Source organism: Bradyrhizobium sp. CCGUVB1N3, from assembly GCF_024199925.1.
In the GTDB taxonomy this organism is placed as follows: Bacteria; Pseudomonadota; Alphaproteobacteria; order Rhizobiales; family Xanthobacteraceae; genus Bradyrhizobium.
Window position 1 is genome coordinate 6939155 of sequence record NZ_JANADR010000001.1, and the last position, 19857, is coordinate 6959011.

Annotated in this window: 24 protein-coding genes; 11 read left to right on the forward strand and 13 right to left on the reverse strand. The window is 61.4% G+C overall.

The window, feature by feature from the left end:
* Genes NLM33_RS33070 through NLM33_RS33120 form a run of 10 tightly spaced genes read left to right on the forward strand, consistent with a single transcriptional unit; the run spans position 1 to position 9341 of the window.
* On the forward strand, positions 1-696 hold the full coding sequence (locus NLM33_RS33070; protein ID WP_254102577.1) for a hypothetical protein: 696 nt from the start codon (positions 1-3) through the stop codon (positions 694-696).
* A 12-nt stretch (positions 697-708) separates the two neighbouring features.
* Positions 709-1920: a hypothetical protein gene (locus tag NLM33_RS33075; protein ID WP_254102579.1), complete on the forward strand. Its 1212-nt coding sequence runs from the start codon at positions 709-711 to the stop codon at positions 1918-1920.
* A 10-nt stretch (positions 1921-1930) separates the two neighbouring features.
* Positions 1931-2539, forward strand: coding sequence for a DUF4376 domain-containing protein (locus tag NLM33_RS33080; RefSeq protein WP_254102581.1), 609 nt, complete (start codon positions 1931-1933; stop codon positions 2537-2539).
* A 3-nt stretch (positions 2540-2542) separates the two neighbouring features.
* Positions 2543-2920, forward strand: coding sequence for a hypothetical protein (locus tag NLM33_RS33085; protein WP_254102583.1), 378 nt, complete (start codon positions 2543-2545; stop codon positions 2918-2920).
* A complete protein-coding gene (locus NLM33_RS49500; RefSeq protein WP_305880495.1) occupies positions 2920-4548 on the forward strand; it encodes a tail fiber domain-containing protein in 1629 nt (542 codons plus the stop codon). Before NLM33_RS33085 ends, NLM33_RS49500 begins: the two co-directional genes overlap by 1 nt.
* Positions 4545-6227, forward strand: coding sequence for a hypothetical protein (locus NLM33_RS33100; RefSeq protein WP_254102587.1), 1683 nt, complete (start codon positions 4545-4547; stop codon positions 6225-6227). Before NLM33_RS49500 ends, NLM33_RS33100 begins: the two co-directional genes overlap by 4 nt.
* Complete coding sequence (locus NLM33_RS33105) at positions 6227-7516, forward strand: hypothetical protein (RefSeq protein WP_254102589.1); 1290 nt, start codon at positions 6227-6229, stop codon at positions 7514-7516. Before NLM33_RS33100 ends, NLM33_RS33105 begins: the two co-directional genes overlap by 1 nt.
* The gene (locus NLM33_RS33110; protein WP_254102592.1) at positions 7517-8869 is read left to right on the forward strand and encodes a hypothetical protein; all 1353 of its coding nucleotides are present in this window, start codon (positions 7517-7519) and stop codon (positions 8867-8869) included.
* Complete coding sequence (locus NLM33_RS33115) at positions 8869-9036, forward strand: hypothetical protein (RefSeq protein WP_254102594.1); 168 nt, start codon at positions 8869-8871, stop codon at positions 9034-9036. The genes NLM33_RS33110 and NLM33_RS33115 overlap by 1 nt, the downstream gene beginning before the upstream one ends.
* Positions 9033-9341, forward strand: coding sequence for a hypothetical protein (locus NLM33_RS33120; protein WP_254102596.1), 309 nt, complete (start codon positions 9033-9035; stop codon positions 9339-9341). The genes NLM33_RS33115 and NLM33_RS33120 overlap by 4 nt, the downstream gene beginning before the upstream one ends.
* 56 nt (positions 9342-9397) lie before the next feature.
* Here NLM33_RS33120 and NLM33_RS33125 read toward each other — a convergent pair whose 3' ends face one another.
* The 13 genes from NLM33_RS33125 to NLM33_RS33190 all read right to left on the reverse strand — a co-directional run bounded on the left by NLM33_RS33125 (position 9398) and on the right by NLM33_RS33190 (position 18993).
* Positions 9398-9829, reverse strand: coding sequence for a hypothetical protein (locus tag NLM33_RS33125; protein ID WP_254102598.1), 432 nt, complete (start codon positions 9827-9829; stop codon positions 9398-9400).
* A 6-nt stretch (positions 9830-9835) separates the two neighbouring features.
* Positions 9836-10009 (reverse strand): hypothetical protein, encoded by a 174-nt coding sequence (locus NLM33_RS33130; protein WP_254102601.1) that lies wholly within the window; start codon positions 10007-10009, stop codon positions 9836-9838.
* Complete coding sequence (locus NLM33_RS33135) at positions 10006-10323, reverse strand: hypothetical protein (protein WP_254102603.1); 318 nt, start codon at positions 10321-10323, stop codon at positions 10006-10008. Before NLM33_RS33135 ends, NLM33_RS33130 begins: the two co-directional genes overlap by 4 nt.
* Positions 10324-10386: 63 nt before the next feature.
* Positions 10387-10764 (reverse strand): hypothetical protein, encoded by a 378-nt coding sequence (locus NLM33_RS33140; RefSeq protein ID WP_254102605.1) that lies wholly within the window; start codon positions 10762-10764, stop codon positions 10387-10389.
* Positions 10757-11431: a hypothetical protein gene (locus NLM33_RS33145; RefSeq protein ID WP_254102607.1), complete on the reverse strand. Its 675-nt coding sequence runs from the start codon at positions 11429-11431 to the stop codon at positions 10757-10759. The genes NLM33_RS33140 and NLM33_RS33145 overlap by 8 nt, the downstream gene beginning before the upstream one ends.
* Before the next feature lie 12 nt (positions 11432-11443).
* A complete protein-coding gene (locus NLM33_RS33150) occupies positions 11444-11776 on the reverse strand; it encodes a hypothetical protein (protein WP_254102609.1) in 333 nt (110 codons plus the stop codon).
* Positions 11777-12186: 410 nt separating this feature from the next.
* The gene (locus NLM33_RS33160) at positions 12187-12909 is read right to left on the reverse strand and encodes a LuxR family transcriptional regulator (RefSeq protein WP_305880496.1); all 723 of its coding nucleotides are present in this window, start codon (positions 12907-12909) and stop codon (positions 12187-12189) included.
* 88 nt (positions 12910-12997) lie between these two features.
* Positions 12998-13414: a hypothetical protein gene (locus tag NLM33_RS33165; protein ID WP_254102610.1), complete on the reverse strand. Its 417-nt coding sequence runs from the start codon at positions 13412-13414 to the stop codon at positions 12998-13000.
* Positions 13415-13643: 229 nt separating this feature from the next.
* Positions 13644-15017 carry a site-specific integrase gene (locus tag NLM33_RS33170; RefSeq protein ID WP_254102611.1) on the reverse strand — a complete coding sequence of 458 codons (1374 nt, stop codon included), beginning with the start codon at positions 15015-15017 and terminating at the stop codon, positions 13644-13646.
* Between the two features lie 349 nt (positions 15018-15366).
* Positions 15367-15732: a nuclear transport factor 2 family protein gene (locus NLM33_RS33175; protein WP_254102613.1), complete on the reverse strand. Its 366-nt coding sequence runs from the start codon at positions 15730-15732 to the stop codon at positions 15367-15369.
* Positions 15733-15849: 117 nt separating this feature from the next.
* Complete coding sequence (locus tag NLM33_RS33180) at positions 15850-16200, reverse strand: RidA family protein (protein WP_254102615.1); 351 nt, start codon at positions 16198-16200, stop codon at positions 15850-15852.
* A 212-nt stretch (positions 16201-16412) separates the two neighbouring features.
* Positions 16413-17330: a PHB depolymerase family esterase gene (locus NLM33_RS33185; RefSeq protein WP_254102617.1), complete on the reverse strand. Its 918-nt coding sequence runs from the start codon at positions 17328-17330 to the stop codon at positions 16413-16415.
* 4 nt (positions 17331-17334) lie between these two features.
* Entirely contained in the window at positions 17335-18993 is a 1659-nt protein-coding gene (locus NLM33_RS33190) for an FAD-binding dehydrogenase (protein ID WP_254102619.1), read from the reverse strand.
* Between the two features lie 261 nt (positions 18994-19254).
* On the opposite strand from NLM33_RS33190, the gene NLM33_RS33195 reads away from it, so the two are divergent.
* Positions 19255-19776, forward strand: coding sequence for a hypothetical protein (locus tag NLM33_RS33195; protein WP_254102621.1), 522 nt, complete (start codon positions 19255-19257; stop codon positions 19774-19776).
* The last annotated feature ends 81 nt before the right edge of the window (positions 19777-19857 follow it).

Here is a 19857-nt window from a genome sequence, read left to right on the forward strand (position 1 = left end):
ATGGCCGACAACAAACAGATCAAGGATGGTCTCGGCAACCTCTTCACCATCCGCATGCACGACCTGACGCAGGTCCAAGACGGCAGCCTGCAGCGCTCGATGGTGTTCTCGACGTTGCTGCCAGTCGACTATACGAGCGGCGGTGCCTTTCAGCGCACCTCCAGAAGCAACATCATGGCGGCGGGTGCAGCCGCGCAGTCGCCAATCTACTCGTTCTGGTGGCCGTCAGCGACGACGCTGGCGCTGGTCCGGCGCATTCGCATCTCGGCATGGAGCGACAGCGTCGGTTTCACGGCGGGGCTGGCGATCTTCAATCTGCTGACGTTGCGCCAGTTTCTCGCCGAGATGACGCCCGGTCTGGTCAGCGACCTTACCGGCAATTCGGCCAAGCTGCGCACCTCGATGGTGACATCGCAGGCGTCAATCGTGCATTCGGACACCGCGCCATTGACCGGTGGCACCTACACCGCCGATCCCGGCGCGACCGATATCTGGGTCGGTAGTGTGGGGGCCAATGCTTTCACACCGTTTGCTGCCGCTCCTGTGAAGCTGTTCGAGAAGCTGCAGGGCGAGATGCCGTTGCTGTTTGCGCAGTACGAAGGGTTCATGATCACCGCCACGGTGCCAGCCACTGGCACATGGCGTTTTGCCGTCACGACCGAGTGGGATGAGCTTCCGCCGACCGCCGGATATTGAGGGGACATCACCGTGCAATACAATCAGCCGCTCGACCAACCGTCCAATCCCAACGCGCCCTATATCGACGGCAATCCGGCGGCGGGCATCCAAGGCTCCATCGTTCCGGCCGCCTCCATCGAGTACGATCAGCGCGAGGTCATCGAGGTCATCACCCGCGCCAATGTGCGCGGTTACTTCGACTTCTCCAACACGCCGTGCGCGATCCCGGCCAACTCCGATCTGACTCAACTGCGAAAGGCGATCGAAGGCTTCATCACATCGCAGAGTTGGATCATCGATAAGGTCTTGACCAAGACCGTGCATGGACCCGGAGCGGATTTCGCCGATCTGAACGCGGCGATTTATTGGCTGTCGCACTATCGGATCACGACCAAGGGGTTTGTGCACTTCAACATCGCTGGGGCCACGTCTGGCACGGCGCAGATGTTCACCTATACCCAGACGGTGAACCTCATCCATCCCGACCTCCTCTATACCGACTGGAATGGGGCTCCGTTGATCGGCGCACCGCCCAACGTGAATGACTTTCAATTCACCGGTTTTTCCAACAGGACGGTGGATGCCAACGCCCATCTGGCGATGCTTCGAACGAGACTGGGAACAGAGCTGCGCTTCGTGACCGGCGCTCAGTTTAACATCGGCTCCTCGACGTCACTCAGAACGCTATTGATAAGCAATGACGGCTCGACGGTCCAGCTCTTGGTGTTGAACGGTGGCATCCCCGGTCTCTACAACATGGCGGTCCACGGAGCGCAGGCCTTTGGCATCGTGCTCAACATGTGCAACGCGTGGACCAGCGGGACATGGGTGTCCGCCTCCGGCACGGTGAACGGTGACGCGTGGGAGTTGCAAGGTGATCTGAGCTTGGCGGCGACGCAGACGATTGGCGCTGGAAGTGCACACGGAATTACGATGCAGCCGGGCACATGCATCAGACAGGGTGGGGCCTTCAAGTGGGTCTCCAAAGGATGCGACACTGGCGTCGTTATGATCACTGGCTCATCCGCCTCGCTTCAGGGCTGTATGTTTCAGAACTGTGGGACCGGCATCAGTTGTGACAGCTCTTTTGCCAATGCTTACAGCTCATCCTATTCGGGCAACACGACCGACATCTATTGCGCCCACAGCGGTCACGTGGTCGCCGTTGGTGGCACCGGCATCACTTCCACTTCTCCGGCGCTCAACGCCCTCGGCAATGCCAATGGCATGATCAGCTACTAGGAGAGCAAAGATGCAACTGCTCTATAGCGTCAACGGTGTAGTCGTAGCCGTCCACGACAGCGCACTGAATGTGTCGTCGTCTAGCTATGGCACTGATGTTCGGATCATTCCATACGACCAACCGTTGAGCACGCTTGAGCGTATTGGACCTGAGCCAGAACCGCCTCCAGCAGTGCCGCCAGATGGGCGACCCACGGTGATGCTGCGGCCGGACACGCGGCCATATGCCGAGCCGCCACCGACGCCTGACATCTTGAAGCATTTCTCGGGTCAAGTGCGATGGGAGACCGCTACGGCTGGGATCATGATTAGTGGCGTTCCGGCCAATACTGATCGCATCAGCCAGACGTTGGTCAGCAGCCTCGCGCAGTACGCCGCCACCATCGATCGGAATGATCCAATAGATTTTACTCAGGCAGGTGTCGCGTACAGGATCACCGCGCAGGACGCCATCGACATGAATACCCAGATAGCGGCGCTGGTCCAGCAATGCCACACGATCGAGGCTCAGTGTCTAACCGATCTCAATTCCGGCTCCCCGACGATCCTGACTTATGAGGACGTAGAGGCGAGGTTCTCTGGTCTGCGCGCGAAGACCCTGCGCTTTGGAAAGCAGTAAGCGATGGCCGGTCCGTCCTACTACAGCGGTGTGATGAACATCGCGAAGAATGAGGATTGGATCGTCCCCTTCGTCTACGGCACGGTCGATCCAACCGGGGCCAACTTCACACCCATCGATCTCACCGGCTCGACCTTGAAGCTCGAAATCCGCACGCAAGAGATCGACCATGAAGCGTTGGTGTCGGTATTCTCGCCGGACGGCGGCATCTTCATCACCAACGCCGCGCAGGGCCAGTTTCAAATCCTGATCAATCGGCTGCATCTCACGCATCTCGCAGCGGGACAATACTTCACCGATCTCGTGCGGCTGATGCCGAATGGCTATCAGGAGCGCATCTGGGAAGGCACAGCCTATGTTGTTGAAGGGACGAGCCGCTGATGGCTGAGCCGCTGTTCGATCTCGCGGAAGGCACGCCGCGCATCACGCTCGCGACGTACGCACCGAGCGACACGCAGCTCGGCGTGCCGCAGGTCGGCCCGATGGGGCCGCAGGGTGCGCAGGGTGTGGCTGGACCTTCAGGACCGCCGGGGCCGCCCGGCGGATCAGGCGCACAGGGCTTGATGGGACCGCCCGGCGAGCAAGGACCGGTCGGTGCGACGGGTCCAACCGGGCCAAAGGGCGATCCCGGACCGCAGGGCGTGCCCGGCCCTCCGGGCGGCTTGGGCGAAGCGCCGACTGACGGCAAGAGCTATGGGCGCATGAGCGCAGCGTGGGCGCAGGTGCTCGGCATCTCTGGCGGCACTCTCACGGGTGCGCTGATCCTGAACGCTGACCCGACTGTGGCGCTCGGTGCGGCGACCAAGCAATATGTCGATACGCATCTGACCGGCGGCGGGTCCGTGCGCTATGACGTGGCGCAGAGTCTGACAGCGGCGCAACAGACGCAAGGTCGGCTCAATCTCGGCATCAACCAGACGACGCAGTTGCCCGCGAACTGCGATTTCAACACAATCAAGAACCCCGGTGCCTATCACACCCAAGACCAAAACTCCGCGAACGTGCCGGTCGGTGGGCGGCACTGGTATCTGCAAGTGTTCGTGTATTACGACGCGACGACCGGCTACACCTTGCAGCGCGTTACTTATCTCGATACCGCGCCCGCGATCACCTTCGAACGCATCCAGGCTGGAGGTGCGTGGCAGGCGTGGCGGCAAGTGCTCTACACCGACAATGGTCTTCCGCTGACTGGAGGCACCATCACTGGCGCTCTGACGGTCAACGGCGCGTTCTATGAAAATGGTGGGGAGTTCACCTCTAGAACGGCGTCTGGCAACCAAGCCCGCTTGATGGCACCGGGTGGCAACAACTCTGTGCTGCTCCGGAACGACGCCAGCAATTTTTACATCATGGCCACCAACAACGGTGACCCATGGGGTGGCTGGAATGCGCTGCGGCCATTCTCTTTCGATATGTCAAACGGCAACGTGAACTTGGGCCACAGCGTCAGCGTTGGCGGCAATTTAACGGTCAACAATTATCTGACGGTCAGTGGCGATTGCACGCACGGCGGCAGCATACAGATCAGCGGCGGCCTCACCGCCAACAGCAAGATCAATAGCGGCCATAGTTACTCGACCAAGACCGGCATTTCGGGCGGCTATCAGAGCTACGGCCAGAACGTTTCGTGGGACGGCACCTTTGTTCATATGTGGATTGATAATGTCGATATCGCGCTTTCTGGTACGCGGCCATCTGATCCGCGCCTCAAGCGCGAGGTGCAGCCGCTCGATGGCAGCGGGCTCGGTCGTGTCAAAGAGTTGAAGCCGGTCAGCTTCCGCTGGAAGGACGTCGGCATCTTCAAGGATGACGGCAAGCAGCACGTTGGCCTGATGGCCGACAACGTTCAAGATGTGTTGCCCGATGCGGTCGTTGGTTCGTTACGCGCATTGACAGCAGATGGCGACATCCAACCCGCGAGCATCGATGCGATGCCGCTGGTGGCGCTGCTGGTCAAGGCTGTGCAGGAATTGACCGCGAAGGTGGAAGCGCTGGAGGCCGCACGATGAGCATCCAGCCCGTCATTCTTCAGGTGCCGCAGACCGGACCCGCGGGGCCGCAGGGGCCTCCTGGACCGCAGGGACCTTCAGGACCGCCGGGGCCGCCCGGCGGATCAGGCGCGCAAGGGATTCCGGGACCGCAGGGCGATCAGGGTCCGGTCGGTCCGATTGGCCCGCAAGGCGTAAAGGGCGACCAAGGCGATACCGGCCCGCAGGGCGTGCCCGGCGAGGTACAGGAAGCCCCGACCGATGGTCAGACTTATGGGCGCAAGAACAGCGCGTGGATCGCCATCACCTCTGGTTCGACGGTCTATGTTTCCGACACGCCACCGACAGGCGCACCGGACAAGAGCCTGTGGTGGAATTCGACCAACGGCCTGCTCTATGTGCTCTACAACGACGGCGACAGCACTGCGTGGGTGGTGGCGTTCAATCCAGTCGCCGGAACGTCGGTGCCTGCCATCGCCGACGCCGCGCCGCCGACGACTGGCTTGCCTGGCTCGCTGTGGTGGAATTCGACGAACGGCACGCTTTACGTGCTCTACAACGACGGTGACAGCGTCCAATGGGTGACGGCCAATCCGAGCGCTGCGCTCACCGGGATGCTGCGCTATGACGTGGCGCAGACGCTGACAGCAGCGCAACAGGCGCAGGCACGATCCAACCTGTACGCTGCGCCGTTCGACGTGATGGCATTTTCAGGAATGCAAGTGAACGGCTCATGCGAAATTAGTCAGGAACTAGGCGCAGGATCGCGGACTTTTGCCGCTGGAAATGCTTACGCTATGGATGGATGGGCCGTTGGAGTGTCTGGCCCCGCTGTTGTATCAGGAGCGCAAGTTGCCGATCGGCCTCCGGGTTTTTTCAATTCGATTAAGATCACGGTGACGACGGCTGATGCAGCTCCTGCGGCGAGCGATGCACTGATTTTGTTTCAGACAATCGAAGGTTATCGGGTCGAACGACTGGCTTTTGGCACGGCCAGTGCTCAACCGCTATCAATAGGTTTTTGGACGAAGATACATCGTCCCGGCACTTATTCCGGATCGATCAGAAACGCGGCGCAAAATCGCTCCTATCCATTTTCGTTTGTGCAAAATGTCGCTGATGTCTGGGAATTCAAGACCGCAACTATTCCCGGCGATGTAACCGGGACGTGGGCTGGCTCAAACAATCCTAGCTTGCTCGTGATTTTCGCGATCATGGCTGGTTCAACTTATCTTGCTGCCGCAGGCGCGTGGGCCGCTGGAAACTACTACGGCGTAACAGGTACGGCCAACGGAGCCGCAGCAACGTCCGATATTTTCCAGATCACTGGCCTTGTCGTGTTGCCCGGCGTCGAGCTTCCATCAGCAGCGCGTGCTCCATTCATCATGCGGACCGCCGATCAAGAGCAGGTCCTAAGTCAACGCTATTACGAAAGGGTATTCATCAAATCCGTAACCAACGGCGGATATTTTGGCGGCACGTGGCCGCATAAAACCGCCAAGCGCACTACACCAACGTTCAGCTATACCGACAGCGTGGGAGCCGTTGGAAAAATCCAAACATCTGTTGGAGGAAATGGCCAAACGGTTACGGGCGGTGGCATAAGTTCAGATCCGATTTCTGTGAGTGCCGATTTAAACTATTCCGGTACAGCTGGCACTTGGGTTGCCTTCTGGGCGCAATCAGACGCGAGGATGTGATGGGCCTGAATTTTCCCAACGCTCCAACCGTCGGCCAGCTCTATCCGCAACCGGCCGTCGCTGGTGTGCCGGTGTTTCGCTGGAATGGTTCGGCGTGGGACACGCAGGGACCGGCGATGGACGGGTCGGTGCATTGGGATGCACCGCAGACGTTGACTGATCCACAACGCGCGCAGGCGCGAGCGAATGTGTTTGCAGCGCCGTTCGACGTGATGGCGTTTTCAGGAATGCAAATCAATGGCTCTGGCGAAATCAGTCTGGAGCGAGCGAGCAATTCCTTCGTTCCGGCGGTTGCTAGTACTGTTTACGTTCAAGATGGCTGGAAATTTTATTTTACTAGCGCACCTTTGGTGATGGGTTGTTTCCCTGCCAATGGTCCGGGGCCGCCGTTGGCAGGATTTTCGAATTGCATCTCGATCGACTGTTCGACTGGCAAGGCCACGCTGGCGGCGGGCGATCGAATCATTCTCGATAACATGATCGAAGGATACAGGGTGGCCCGGCTCGGCTGGGGCGCAGCGAACGCGCAGCCCGTCTCGATTGGATTTTGGGTGACAGCCACGATTCCCGGCACGATGGCGGTGACGATCACAAACAGCGCCGCTAATCGCGCCTATGTCAGCAACGTCGTCATCAACTCCGCCAACGTATGGGAGTACAAGACGCTGACCGTGCCGGGCGACGTGACCGGGACGTGGGACAGGATCAACGGCGCTGGCATGATCATCCGGTTCGGCTTCGGCTCCGGTTCGATTTACCAAGTGCCTGCTGGCGCGTGGAGTTCGACTTACGGCGAAGCAACAACAGCAACGACGAATTTTTTCGCCACGAACAATAACGCCGCTTCGATCACTGGCTTGATCGTCGTCCCCGGCAGTGAGCTGCCGTCCGCATCGCGTTCGCCGTTCATCATGAGAAGGTTCGATCAGGAATTGCTCGACTGTCAGCGCTACTATCAAAAGAGTTACGCCTATACGCAAATTCCCGGCACCAATATCGGCGGCAGCATCCAGACTGGTCTTGGCGTGCAGACCGCCAACGGCACTTCAAATCCATGGCTCGGATCGAGCTTTCTTCTGCCGGTGAGAATGCGAACTACACCGACCATGACGGTGTATGATTTGGCGGGAGCGCCGGGCAAGATTTCAGGCCGCGTTTCGAACGCGTGGGTGAGCGGGCAAACACCATCTGCTGGCCCGATCAATGAATGTTCGCTTTCTGTTACGGCTGGCAACGTCGCCAATATTGACGCCATCGCGTATCACTTCGTTGCGGATGCGAGGCTCTAGATGGGCATGAACTTCCCAAGCGCGCCGCTGGTAGGTGATACCTATCCGACGCCGCCAGTCGCAGGCTCGCCCGCCTACAAGTGGGACGGCAACGCGTGGCAACCGTTAGGTGCCGTGCCCAGCAACAAGGTGCCGGTGTACACGGACGGCTCCAGCCCGATGGCAGCGCAGCTCAGGTTGGTCGCGCCGCCAATAGCGGCCAACGATGCAGCGGCGAAGTCTTACGTTGACGGCGCGGTGCGCTGGGATAGCGCGCAGGCTTTGACGCTGGTGCAAAAACTCCAAGCGCGCCAGAACGTGGCCGCAGCACCGTTCGATCCGATGGCCTATTTGGGTTTGCAGGTCAACGGTTCGTGCGAGCAAAGTCAAGAGCGCGGCAACACCGCGTTCACCATGGCCGCTGGCGTGTGGCAATATATTCAAGATGGCTGGGAAGCCTTCTTTAGCACCGCTGGTTCGCTACGTTGCAGCGGCTTTCCGGCCTACACTGGTAGTCTGCCGCAGGGCTACATATCGAGTGTCCTGCTTCAAGCGCAGACTGGTCAAGCCTCGCCGGTCACGGCTGATCGCGCGATGCTCGGTCATCCTGTCGAAGCTCTTCGTTGGGCCAAGCTGGCTTGGGGCACGCCCCAAGCTCAGCCGGTTACGGTGGCGTTCTGGCTTAACACACAATATGCGGGCAACTTCGGCGTTGGCATCCAGAACTACACCAATCCACGAAGCTGCGTCGTGGATGTGCCTGTTGTGGCCGGATGGAATTATTGTGTAGCGACATTCCCGGCCGATACTGGCGGCAGTTGGTCTGGTGTCAATCCGGTGATTGCCTTCTGCCCCATCGGTGGACCCAGCGTCATGACGGCGGCACCGGGGACATGGGTTAACGGTGCCAACAATTATGTGACGAGCAATTCTGGCAATTTTTTCCCTGCCAATGGCAGCACACTCTGCATCACCGGGCTGGGAATTTTTCCGGGCTCAGAAGCACCCAGCGCCGCACGCGCGCCGTTCGTGCAAAAGGATTTCCAGCAGACCTATCTGGAGTGCCAGCGCTATCTCTATCGCTGGTCTAGCACGGCATTCATCCGGCTGGGCCTTGCCTTTTGCGACACGGCGACCACCGCGCAAATGGTGTTGTCATTGCCTGTTCCGATGCGAGTAACGCCAACCACGACGATTGCCAATATCGGGGGCAGCGGTGGCACGAACCCATTCACCAGCGGTGCCGTGCAGGCGATTTACGCCAACATCGCACATCTTGCTTTTCAATCATCAGGCTTGACGCCCGGTCAAGTCATCCAAGTCTATGCGCCTGCGAGCACGAACGGACTTCTCCAACTCGATGCGAGGATGTGATGGCAGACTATCGGCTGACGACCGAGGATGAAAACGGCCCGGTGATCCGCGAGGCTGATCAAGCTAGCATTCCGGCTGATCCCGCCAACTGCGACTGGATCGCCTATCAGGAGTGGCTGAAAGCTGGCAACAAGCCTGATCCTTACGCGCCGCTGCCACAGTCATGATCGATGACGACAATGAGCGGGGCGAGCGAGTCCCGGAACACATCCTCGGCGTCCTGAACATCCAGCAGGATGCGCAGAAGCACAACGTCATGAGCCTGTGGGCGATCTACGATCTGCCGGTCGATGGACGGCATGTCGCGCGGCGGTTCGAGGCCAGCGACAAGGGCGCCGGGACCCCGACGCTGACCGAAGACAGTTTGCACGGGCAGCTTGAGTGGCTGCGCAGCACCCTGCGGCTCGCCGGACTGGTGTGCATCCAGCGTGAGAAACAGGACGAAGGTCGGATCATGGAGACGTGGATGTAACCATCCTCCTGTAACTGCCTCCCTGAAGCTCGGCCCCGCTTCGGCGGGGCCTTTTTTTATTTGACCACGCGAAGGTGGCCACGGCGAACCAGCTCGACGGCTTCCGCATGCATCGCCTCGGCCTCGTCCCACGTCGAGCAGCGCTCCTGATAGTTGTCGTGCTTGCCGCCGAACACCATCGTCTCGAACAGGACCGGCGGATCGGCGCCGCGAAAATTGTGGTTCAACCCAAGGAAGACGGTCGAGACGTGAACGTCGCGGAGGAAGGTCTCATCAACGCGCCACGGGTCGACGCCGTGCTGTCTCTTGAGGCTGAAGCGCTCGGCCATGGCGTTGGCCCATTCGATGGGGCTTTCGAGCCTGACAGGCGTGTGGCCGATAAGGCGGTAGCAGCCAAGCAGATTTAACGCTTTTGACAGCGCGTCGACATGCTCGATCTCGATCCGCTCGATATGCGGGAAGTGGAGAATGTTGTCGTCGTCGGGCATCTTGGATCAGCTCCCTTCGCCACCCGGCTCCTTTTTCGGGAGGCGCTGCGCGGTCTTCAGCGCTTCCTGCAGCAACAGCAGGGCGTCGTCCGTCCTGCCGTGCCGCAGCCTCGACAGCCCGCTGACGAGCAGGCTATCGAGACGATCTGCGAGTTCGTCGATCTCTTCCTGCTCCGTCATTCCTCTTCCTCCAACCTCCCGAACTGGGCCAGCAGCGTGCGGCGCCGCTCGGCGCCGGGGCTAAGGTTCTGTGAAAGGTTCATCGTCCGCGCGACCTCCATAATCTGGGCGAGCTGGCTGTGGGCCTCCTGAAGCGCGTCGAGCAGCTCAGTGATGCTCGACATCGGCCCATTGAGAACCTTAACGGCCTTGCGCGTCGCCTCCTCCTGCCGACGGATCAGCGCGTCGTTCAAGGGTCGCTTCTCCGGAAAGGCGTGCGGGTCGATCTCGCGGGCCGCCTGGGCCACAGCTTCGTCTCGGTCGGTAGTCTTCATTTCCCCGTCCTCCTAGAACCATGTGCTTTGATCTCCTTTGATGAGTAAAATGCTCCCCCGCGATTATCGGCGCGCTCCTTTCTTGGCGTGGCCGTTGCGGCCTTTTTTCTTCGCCATCGTCTCCTTGTAGGCTTTCCACTCCCCGCGCGCCTGCGGGATCGCCGCCTCGTAATCCGGCTTCTCTGTGCGCACGAGGTCGTATCGAAAGCCCATCGCCGCTGCCATTTTGGCGAAGGTCGCGTGTTGCGGCCGCCTTGTTTTCCCGTTGATAAGATTTTTCACCGTCGAGGTCGCGAGACCGCCCAGCACGGCGAGGTCGCTCTCCTTGATCCGCTCCTTGTTGAAAATGCCCCGGTAGCGGTCGCATTCCGGATCGCGCTCGACAGCATTGTAAACGCGCGTCGCCCAGACCATGCGCGAGTTGTGACCGATCTTAACCATGGGCCGGCGCCTCGATTGCGGTGCCGTTCAGCGCCTTCGGCGCGAGCTTCGCCTTCGGCTTCTGCGCGGCCTTTCTTGCCTTGGCGAGCGGCATGTATTCGCCCGAGCCGGACGGCCCGGTGCGCTTGATCAGCTTCTGCTTGGCCATCTTGTCGAGGATCGGACTGACAGAGTGCGGGTTGCGGCCGTGCTCGCGGAACAGGTCTTTCAGTTGCGCGGTATTGAAGTGCTTGCGGCCACGGATGAAGCGGCGGATGTCCTCGGTGCCGCTCGATTCGTGCCCGCCTGGCTTGGCGTGCGCCAGCGCCTTCACGTCAGAGCGAGCGTAGTTGCTGCCAGCGAGCTTTTTCAGCAGACCTTTCTCGACCAGAACCTTCGCTGCAGTGTAGCAGGACGCAGGCGAGCGACTGTTAGCGCGGAAGTGCGCGACGGCTTCCTTGATCGGGAACGTCGGATGTTCCATCGTCCATTCGCCAAGGAAGTCCTCGGCCTTGACGTCGTGCTTCTTGTTGCCAGCGAAGGCGAGCGTGTCGGTCACCAGCTCATGGCCGACGACTTTCAGGCCCGCCTGCTCCATCTTGACGAGCATCGCGCCGAGTTCGGGCACTTCGCATTCGGAAATGACCCTGAATTTGTAGATTGCTGGTACTTGCTTTCGTGCTGCCATTGGCGGTTTCCCTCACTGTTGGAACTTCATGGTGGCCTTGCCGAGGGCGGCCTCGACCTCGGCGAAGCTGTGGCCGGCGCCCGCGCGCATCCCGGTTTTGATCTCGTGCCACTCGCCGCTCTTGTCGAATGGCGGCGCGAAGATCACCCAGGCGTCGCGTTCATTGAACCGGATCAACGCAGCGATGCCCTGCTCGGCGCGGCGGATAAGCCAGTGCCGCAGGGCGGGATCGCGATGGGCGTCGGGGTGCTTGGGATCAACCCAGATCTGAACGACCTGAATGTGTTGCGGCTCGCTGCCGTCGTCCGGCTTGATCGTGATGAAGTCCGGCATGAGATCGAGCACGTAGTGCGATCTATCGGGGCGGGACAAATCGGCGGCGTCGTCGTTGACGAGCCAGCGGCAATTCCAGAGCGCGCACTCACGCGGAAATCTCGCAGTGCGATATATCGTGCAGCCCTTGTGGAATTTCTGGAAGCGGCAGGCGGTGCCCGCAGGCTTCGAAAGCGAAACCACGGGGACCAATTTACAGCAAAGCTGACACTCACCGCATTGCCGCATGACAATGACGCTCACCCGATTAGACGTTCACCACACCACGGCTTGCTCGGCAGTTTTTGATTCTGCTCTTGGTTGCCGTTGATGACACTTCCCTTACGGAATTGTGGCTGTTGTGGGCCAGCTGTCCGCAAAGTTTTCGAAGTGCGTTTTTATTTGCGTATCGCAACTGTCGGAAGCGACAGTTGACACGCCGATCACGGCTCGATGAATCCATTGCGCCGCGCGATCGCTATCGCTTGCGTGCGGTTGATGGCGTCAAGCTTGCGCATGCTATTGCTGACGTGCCATCGGACCGTCCGCTCGCTGATGTGGAGTCGTCCGGCGATTTGATCCGTCGTCAGGAACATTGCCGCCAGCGTCAGTATCTCGCGCTCGCGCTCGTTCAGCGGGTTTTCGATTTCGACAGAGGCGCCGTCAATTTGCATGATGCGATCAAACGCATATTGCGCCGACAGGTGCAGCGCGGGCCAAAAATCGTCGGACAAATGAAATTCTGCGCCGCCAAACCAGATTTGCCCGAGCCGACCAAGGCGCCTTGAATTGACCGGAATCACAACACCGTCGACCAAACCAGCCTCGCGACATGCCTCCACAGCTTTGACTGCGCGAGGCTCGCGCTCGGGATCGAACGGCGCCTCCTTCTGCCAGCGAAAGGGAAAAAGCGCGGTGCGGACTTTACGCATCGCCGGATCGTCCTTGACGTAATCCTGCTCGGTGTAGTGCTCGATAAAGCCCGCAGGAAATCGCGAAGCCAACGTCACCTCATTGAAGCTTTCCGTGGCCGACGGGAGGAAACTGAGGCAATAGTGCGAAATGCCCTCATCATTCAGCATGCGCTCCAGCGCGCGCATGATTTCGTCCGCAGACGAGAGCTGACCAGCGTGCTCAAGAAAATAGTTCGCGCGGCGCCAAGGCATCAGAAAACTTTCCCAACATGATTGAGGCTGTTGTGGGCCAGCTGTCCGGAAATCTGAAGATGGGGGAAGTCCCCACTCTTGCCGATGTTTAATGTTTGCGCCTGACGGCTCGGATGTCGTCCGCTGCCTTCTCGACCATATCGGCCAAGCGATCCCAGTCGACGCGACCCTCCTTTACGATCAAGCCATAGAGGGGAATGCTGCCGTCCACAGCGTCGACAATTTCGGCTTTGACCAGGTAGTCGAGAGTGTCGCGCGCGACGCGGCGATCAATTGCCAGCTCTTTCGCAATCTGGCTGACGTTGAGCCGTTTGCCTTCGCCTTGCGGATCGTTTGCGGCGATCGAGAAAGCGACCAAGTGGTCGGTCGTCATCGCGGCGGGTGAGTGGTTGTTGCGCCGGTAGCCAGCGTGAATGAGGCGCACCCAGTCGATGGCCAATCGCGCGAGGATCGAGACCACCTTCAGCTTGGTGACGTAATCGGGCGTGCGAGGAGAGGCTTCCATTTGCAACCCTCCTTACGGTTTCGCGCCCGCGCCGTTCGCGCCCCACAGGCGCCCACACGCGCGTTTGGGCGCTCGCGGCGCCCGTACCTGCGTCAATTTGCGTAAACCCCTGTGTGGCCCGGAGTTTCCCGGTAAACGCGAAATAAAACGGCCACCGGGTAGCTGTTCCTATCCCGGGCCAAAAAAGCCCGCCAGAGCGGCGGGCTTGTGGTTTTGGCTTTGGGTTCCCTTACGCTGCGAACGGCAGGACCTGCGCGCCCTTGCGGATCGCGTCGAGCCGGTCGGCCCAGAACTGCATCAGCTCGATCCGCTCGGGCAACCTGTCGTCGCGGTCGTAGATCGCGCGGGTCGAGGCGTCGAGCCGATCCTGCTGCATCTCGACCAGCGCCGTCTCGAACCGGCGGCGCCCGCCAGCGACGCGCTCGCGGTTGAGCATGGTCGAGGCAGTCGAACGCCATCCGTGGCCACAGTGGGTGCCCTTATAGCCGAGATCGTGCAGCGCGTCGTTGATCGTGCCCTTCGCGATCCTGCCGCTCGACGCCTTGCGCTTGGCCGTGGCCGGACGATCCACGCCGGGAAACAGGAAGCGCGAGTGCCCGGTGATCTCCTTCAGCTCGCGCAGGATCGCGACCGCCTGCTTCGGCAGCGGCACGATATAGTCGTCCTTCGGTTTGTTGGTCGCGGCGCGCTCGGTCCGCATCTTGAGCTTGGCGAACGGCACGATCCAGAAGCCCGCGTCGAGATCGAACTCCTTCCATTCGGCCATCTCGAGTGTGCCCGGACGCACGAAGACGTAGGGCAGCAGCTGCAGCGCAAAGCGCACAAGCCTGCGTCGCCTTGGCGTACCCTGCGTGGCCAACGTCTCGTAGTCGTCGATCCGCTGCAGCAGATCGGCGAGGCCGGTCGCCTCGGTGATCGCGGGGCGGTTCTTGGTCTGGTGCGGCGCGAATCCTTCCGAGGCGCTGATGCCGTCGAAGGGCGAGACCAGCTGGTGCGGCCAGTGGTTGTTGGCGCGGCCCCAGCTGATGGCCTTTTGCGCCACTTCGATCAGGCGGCGCCGCGTCTCGAAATTGAAGTGCTTGAGCATCGGCTGAAGGTGGCGATAGGTGACCAGCTTGGTCTCGACGCTGCCGAAGCCAGCAATCTTGCCCTCGGGGCTGTCGAAGCCGTCGCAGAGATATTCGGCCATCTTCTTGTCGCGGCCGACGCTCGACGGCGCCATGTGCAGCCGCGTGTTGCGATAGGCCGTGATGGTATCAAGGAAGAAAGGGCCGCCGGGTTTCTCCTCGGGAGCGGCCTCGGCCTTGCGCCGCTTCTCGACCGGGTCGATCCCGGCCTTCACGTCCGCCTTGGCCTGCTTGAGCGCGGCAGCAGCGGCCTCGGCGTTGGTCTCGGGAAACGAGCCGATGGCGAACGTCCGGCGTGCGCCCTTGAAGGCATAGTCCCAGCGCCAGAGCTTTGCGCTGTTCGGCTTGACGAGGACGTAGAGGCCCTTGGCGATCTTTTGCTTGTAGCTCCTGGTCGCGAGGGGCTTCAGCTCCTCCACGGCCTTGTCGATTTCGGCAGCCGTCAGCCCCAAGCTGCCTTTCTTCCTGCGCGGCATTGCGTTGATCCTTTCCGGTCGGTACCGTGTTTCGGTACCGCGTTTTGCGTTGAAACCCCTCGAAAGGTTTCGAAGGGTTGTGAACGCCACATAACGAAATGTCCGGAGAGTTCAACATGTTGGCGGCCGGATTGAACGAATGCGGAAGCCAGCGAAACGTAAATAATGGCCTTCCTTATCCCCTTGTGGGAGAAGGTGGCGCGAAGCGCCGGATGAGGGGTTGCTTCCGCAAGCCCAACTGCACGAGAGTCGTGCGTGGAGAGGACCCCTCACCCCAGTGAGCCCCGCGTCTACGAGCGGAGATGCCCTCTCCCACAAGGGGAGAGGGCACAGCAGCGAGCAGTGCCCCTCACACGCCTGCGGGCACCTGATCCAAGAATCCCGTGATGCTCTTGATGCGGCCGTCTTTCAGCACGGCGAAATCGGTGCCCTTGATCGGGCTGTCGACGCCGTCGGGGCCGAGGCCCCAGGAAAAGCGCAGGTTCTCGCCATAGCCGTTGGGCTCGCCGATCAGCTTGAACCTGAACTCGGGAAAGCGCTGCTGCACGCCGGCGATCAGCGCGTCGACGCCGTCATGGCCGTCACCGCGCATCAAGGGGTCGACGTAGCTCGCATCCGCCGTCCAGTTCTCGCTGAGCAGTTCGCGCCGTTTGCCCGGCATGCGCTCGTTCCAGAGATCGATATAGCGACGGGCGAGGGTGATGTGGTCGGTCATGGTGGCCTCCTTCGAAAAGCGCCGGATGGTTCGGCTGTCCCTGACTATCGAAGGTTTGCGCGCGCCAATCGATTACCTCAGAGGTCATCGGCGCGCGCAATTTCGTCCAAGCGCGGCTTACTTCGCCGCAGTCACCATGATCTCGACGGTGTATTGCGGGGCGGCGAGCTTGGCTTCCACGGTGGCGCGCGCGGGTGTGTTGCCGGGCGACACCCAGGCGTCCCACACCGCGTTCATCTCCTGGAACGTCTTCATGTCGGTGATGTAGATCGTTGCCGACAGCAGTTTCGATTTGTCGGTGCCGGCCTTGGCGAGATGGCCGTCGATGGTTTTCAGGATGTCCTGGGTCTGCTTGGTCACGCTTTCGCCGGCGGCGTTGCTGGCGACGACGCCGGCGAGATAGACGGTGTTGCCGTGCACGACGGCCTGGCTCATGCGCGGGCCGGCTTCAAAACGTTGAATGCTCATCTGGATCTCCTGTTGGAATGGCGGCCCTGTCTAGCGCAGCGTCCTGTGCTCTGCCACCCCGGTGACGCATGCGTTGCCGGTGACGCATGCGTCGGCTGATGCATGCGGGGCTTAAAGCGCGATGAGATTGAGATTAATCGTCATCGTGCTTTAGGCTCTTGATTGCGCATGATCTTTTCGGAAAACCGCTTCGCACTTTTCCGGATCATGCTTTAAGGAAAGCGGCTGAAGAAGGCCCAGATCGTGTCGGCGCCGTCGATGTCGCCGTTCTGTGGGCCGAGCAGGCCGTTCGCGAGCTTTGGGAAATGCGCGTCGGGGAAATGCCCGGGCATGCGATGACCGCCGCCATTGACGCGATAGAGCATGACGTCGCGTCCTTTCGGACAGCGTGAGCCGATCTGCGTCACGTTGGACTCGTCGTGAGGATTCCTGTCGGGCAGATTGGTCGCCGCGGCATCATCGGCTTCGCAGCCATTGATGCTGCGCCAGAACGCCAGCGTCTTCGCGGTCGACCAGAAGCCGTCGGCGGCGAAATAGCTCGTGCCGCGGCCGCCGTCATAGGGGATCAACGGATCGACTGTGCCATTCATGATCAGCATCGGCAGCGGACGTGACGGATGGCAGGCGGCGGCCAATTCATCGGTGAGGTTCATGATCACGCTGGCGGCGGCCGCGAACAGATCGGCGCGGTTGCAGGCCAGCGTCATGGTCATCGCGCCGCCATTGGAGATGCCGGTGATGTAGACGCGGCGTGCGTCTGCCGTGCCGTCCTTCACGAGCTTGTCGACCAGGGCTGCGATGAAAGCGATGTCATCGGTGCCTTCGGGCGGTCCGCGGCCGGCGCGTCGTGCATCCGGCCGCGCATCGGCCCAGGCGTTGTTCAGCCCATCGGGAAACACCAAGGCAAAGGAGTCGCGCCTTGCGATCAGCGGCCAGGATGTCCGTGTCACCATGTCGGCCCCGCGCTGGGTCTTGCCGTGCAGCACGATGACGAGCGGCGCCGGCTTGGTCGGCGCCGGCATCATGATGAACGTGCGCGTCACGCCATTGACGTCGATCGTATCGGCCCGGGCGGGTGCGGCGAACAGCAGCACCGCAACCAGAACTGCAATGCCCACCCGCCACGACATCGGGCTACCCCACAGCCTTGGCCGCAGCGCGCCCGGCGTTGCGGCCGGAGAACAGGCAGCCGCCGAGGAACGTGCCTTCCAGCGAGCGGTAGCCATGCACGCCGCCGCCGCCGAAGCCGGCGGCTTCGCCCACCGCGTAGAGGCCTGGAATGACCTGTCCGCTCCCGCCGAACACGCGCGAGTCCAGATCGGTCTCGAAGCCGCCGAGCGTCTTGCGCGTCAGGATGTTGAGCTTGACCGCGATCAGCGGCCCGTGCTCGGGATCGAGGATGCGATGGGGGGACGCGGTGCGGATCAGCTTGTCGCCGATGTAGCGGCGCGCATTGTGGATGTTCATCACCTGCGCGTCCTTGACGAAGGGATTGGCGATCTCACGGTCGCGCGCCTCGATCTGCATCCTGACATGGTCTAGCCCGAGGAGATCGCTGCCGGCGAGCTTGTTCATGGCCGCCACGAGCTCGTCGAGCCTGTCGCGCACAATGAAGTCGACACCATGGCTCTTGAACGCTTCCACCGGCGCCGGCGCGCCCTTGTTGGTGGCGCGCCGCAACGTCATGCGCCAGCTCTTGCCCGTGAGATCCGGGTTCTGCTCGGAGCCTGAGAGCGCAAATTCCTTCTTGATGATGCTCTGCGTCAGCACGAACCAGGAATAATCATAGCCGGTCCCCATGATGTATTTGAGCTGGCCGAGCGTGTCCGAGCCAGGAAAAAGCGGCGCCGGCAGCCGGGTGCCCGTGGCGTCGAACCACATCGAGGAGGGGCCGGGCAGGATGCGGATGCCGTGGCGCGGCCAGATCGGTGACCAGTTCTGGATGCCCTCGACATAATGCCACATGCGGTCGCGGTTGATCAGCCGCGCGCCGATGCCTTCCGTGATGCCGATCATGCGGCCGTCGACATGCTCGGGCACGCCGGAGATCATGAATTTTGGCGGCTCGCCGAGCCGCTTCGGCCAGTTCTGCCGCACCAGCTCGTGATTGCCGCCGATGCCGCCGGAGGCGACGATCACCGCCTGCGCCTTCAGCGTGAATTCGCCGACCACGTTGCGCGAGGAGCTCTTGCCCCGTTCGACGTTATCAGGCGCGAGGATTTTTCCGCTCACGCCGTCGACGGTGCCGTTCGTGATATTCAACGCATCGACACGATGGCGGAACTTGAAGGTCAGCCGGCCGCTTCTGGCCGCCTCGCGCGCGCGGCGCTCGAACGGCTCGACGATGCCGGGCCCCGTGCCCCAGGTGACGTGAAAGCGCGGCACCGAATTGCCGTGCCCCATCGCGTCATAGCCGCCGCGCTCGGCCCAGCCGACCACCGGAAAGATGCGGTGGCCCATCGCGCGCAGCCATGATCGCTTCTCGCCGGCCGCGAATGCCACATAGGCTTCCGCCCATTTCCGCGGCCAGTGATCCTCGTCGCGGTCGAAGCCGGCGGTGCCGAGCCAGTCCTGCAATGCGAGGTCGAAGGAATCCTTGATGCCGAGCCGGCGCTGCTCCGGCGAGTCGACCAGGAACAATCCGCCGAACGACCAGAACGCCTGACCGCCGATCGATTGCTCGCCTTCCTGATCGACGACGATCACGCGCTTGCCGGCATCGGCAATCTCGGTTGCGGCAACCAGCCCCGACAACCCCGCGCCGACGACGATGACGTCCGCCTGCTCAGCCATTTGAGTTCCACCCCTGTAATCATCCGGATTGAAGTCAGCCGCCGTCGCTGAGATCAAGGGGACCGGCGTAAGAATCCGTTAACTTGTTCCACTTTGGGATTGGGACGGCCAAGGGATTGGCGAAGTGCAGCGCGGGCGCAACACCGGATTTGAATTTGTTTTGAGCTAGCCCACGCGCCTAGACAAAACCACGGTTACGACGGACGCTGGCGCCGCATCACCACCTGACATACAGATTCGAATGCGACTGGGGCGGGGGACATGAAGTTTCTGACGGGGTTGCTCGCAGCGGTTCTCCTGTTGGCGGGCATGGGGGCCTCTCACGCGGTGGTTCGTATCGCGGACGACCGTGGCGGCCGGATCGGAACCTATGTCGACAGATACCAGGACCTGCGCCAGTCCGGCGAGACCGTCATTATCGACGGGCTCTGCGCCTCGGCCTGCACCATCGTCCTCGGCGCCATCCCGCGCGACCGCATCTGCGTGACCTCGCATGCGACGCTAGGCTTCCACGCTGCCTGGGATTTCGGCACCAACGGCCGCGCCATCACCAATCCCGAAGCAACCCAGATGCTGTACGCGATGTACCCGTCGCAGGTAAGGCGCTGGATCTCGCAGCGTGGCGGCCTCACCCCGCATATGATCTTCCTGAGGGGCAGGCAGCTCCAGGCGATGTACAAGCCCTGCTACCTGGACGTGCAGGTCGCGCCTAACCGACCGTCGCGCCGAGTCCTCCCGCAAGCGGATGAACTGGAGTCCGCCCGGGGTCAGCTGCTCCACTGATACCATCAGCACGACCTGATCCGAGGAGCTGTTCCCTGGCTCGCGCGTGGAGCTTGCCCGGGCGTGGGCCAGCGCCTATCT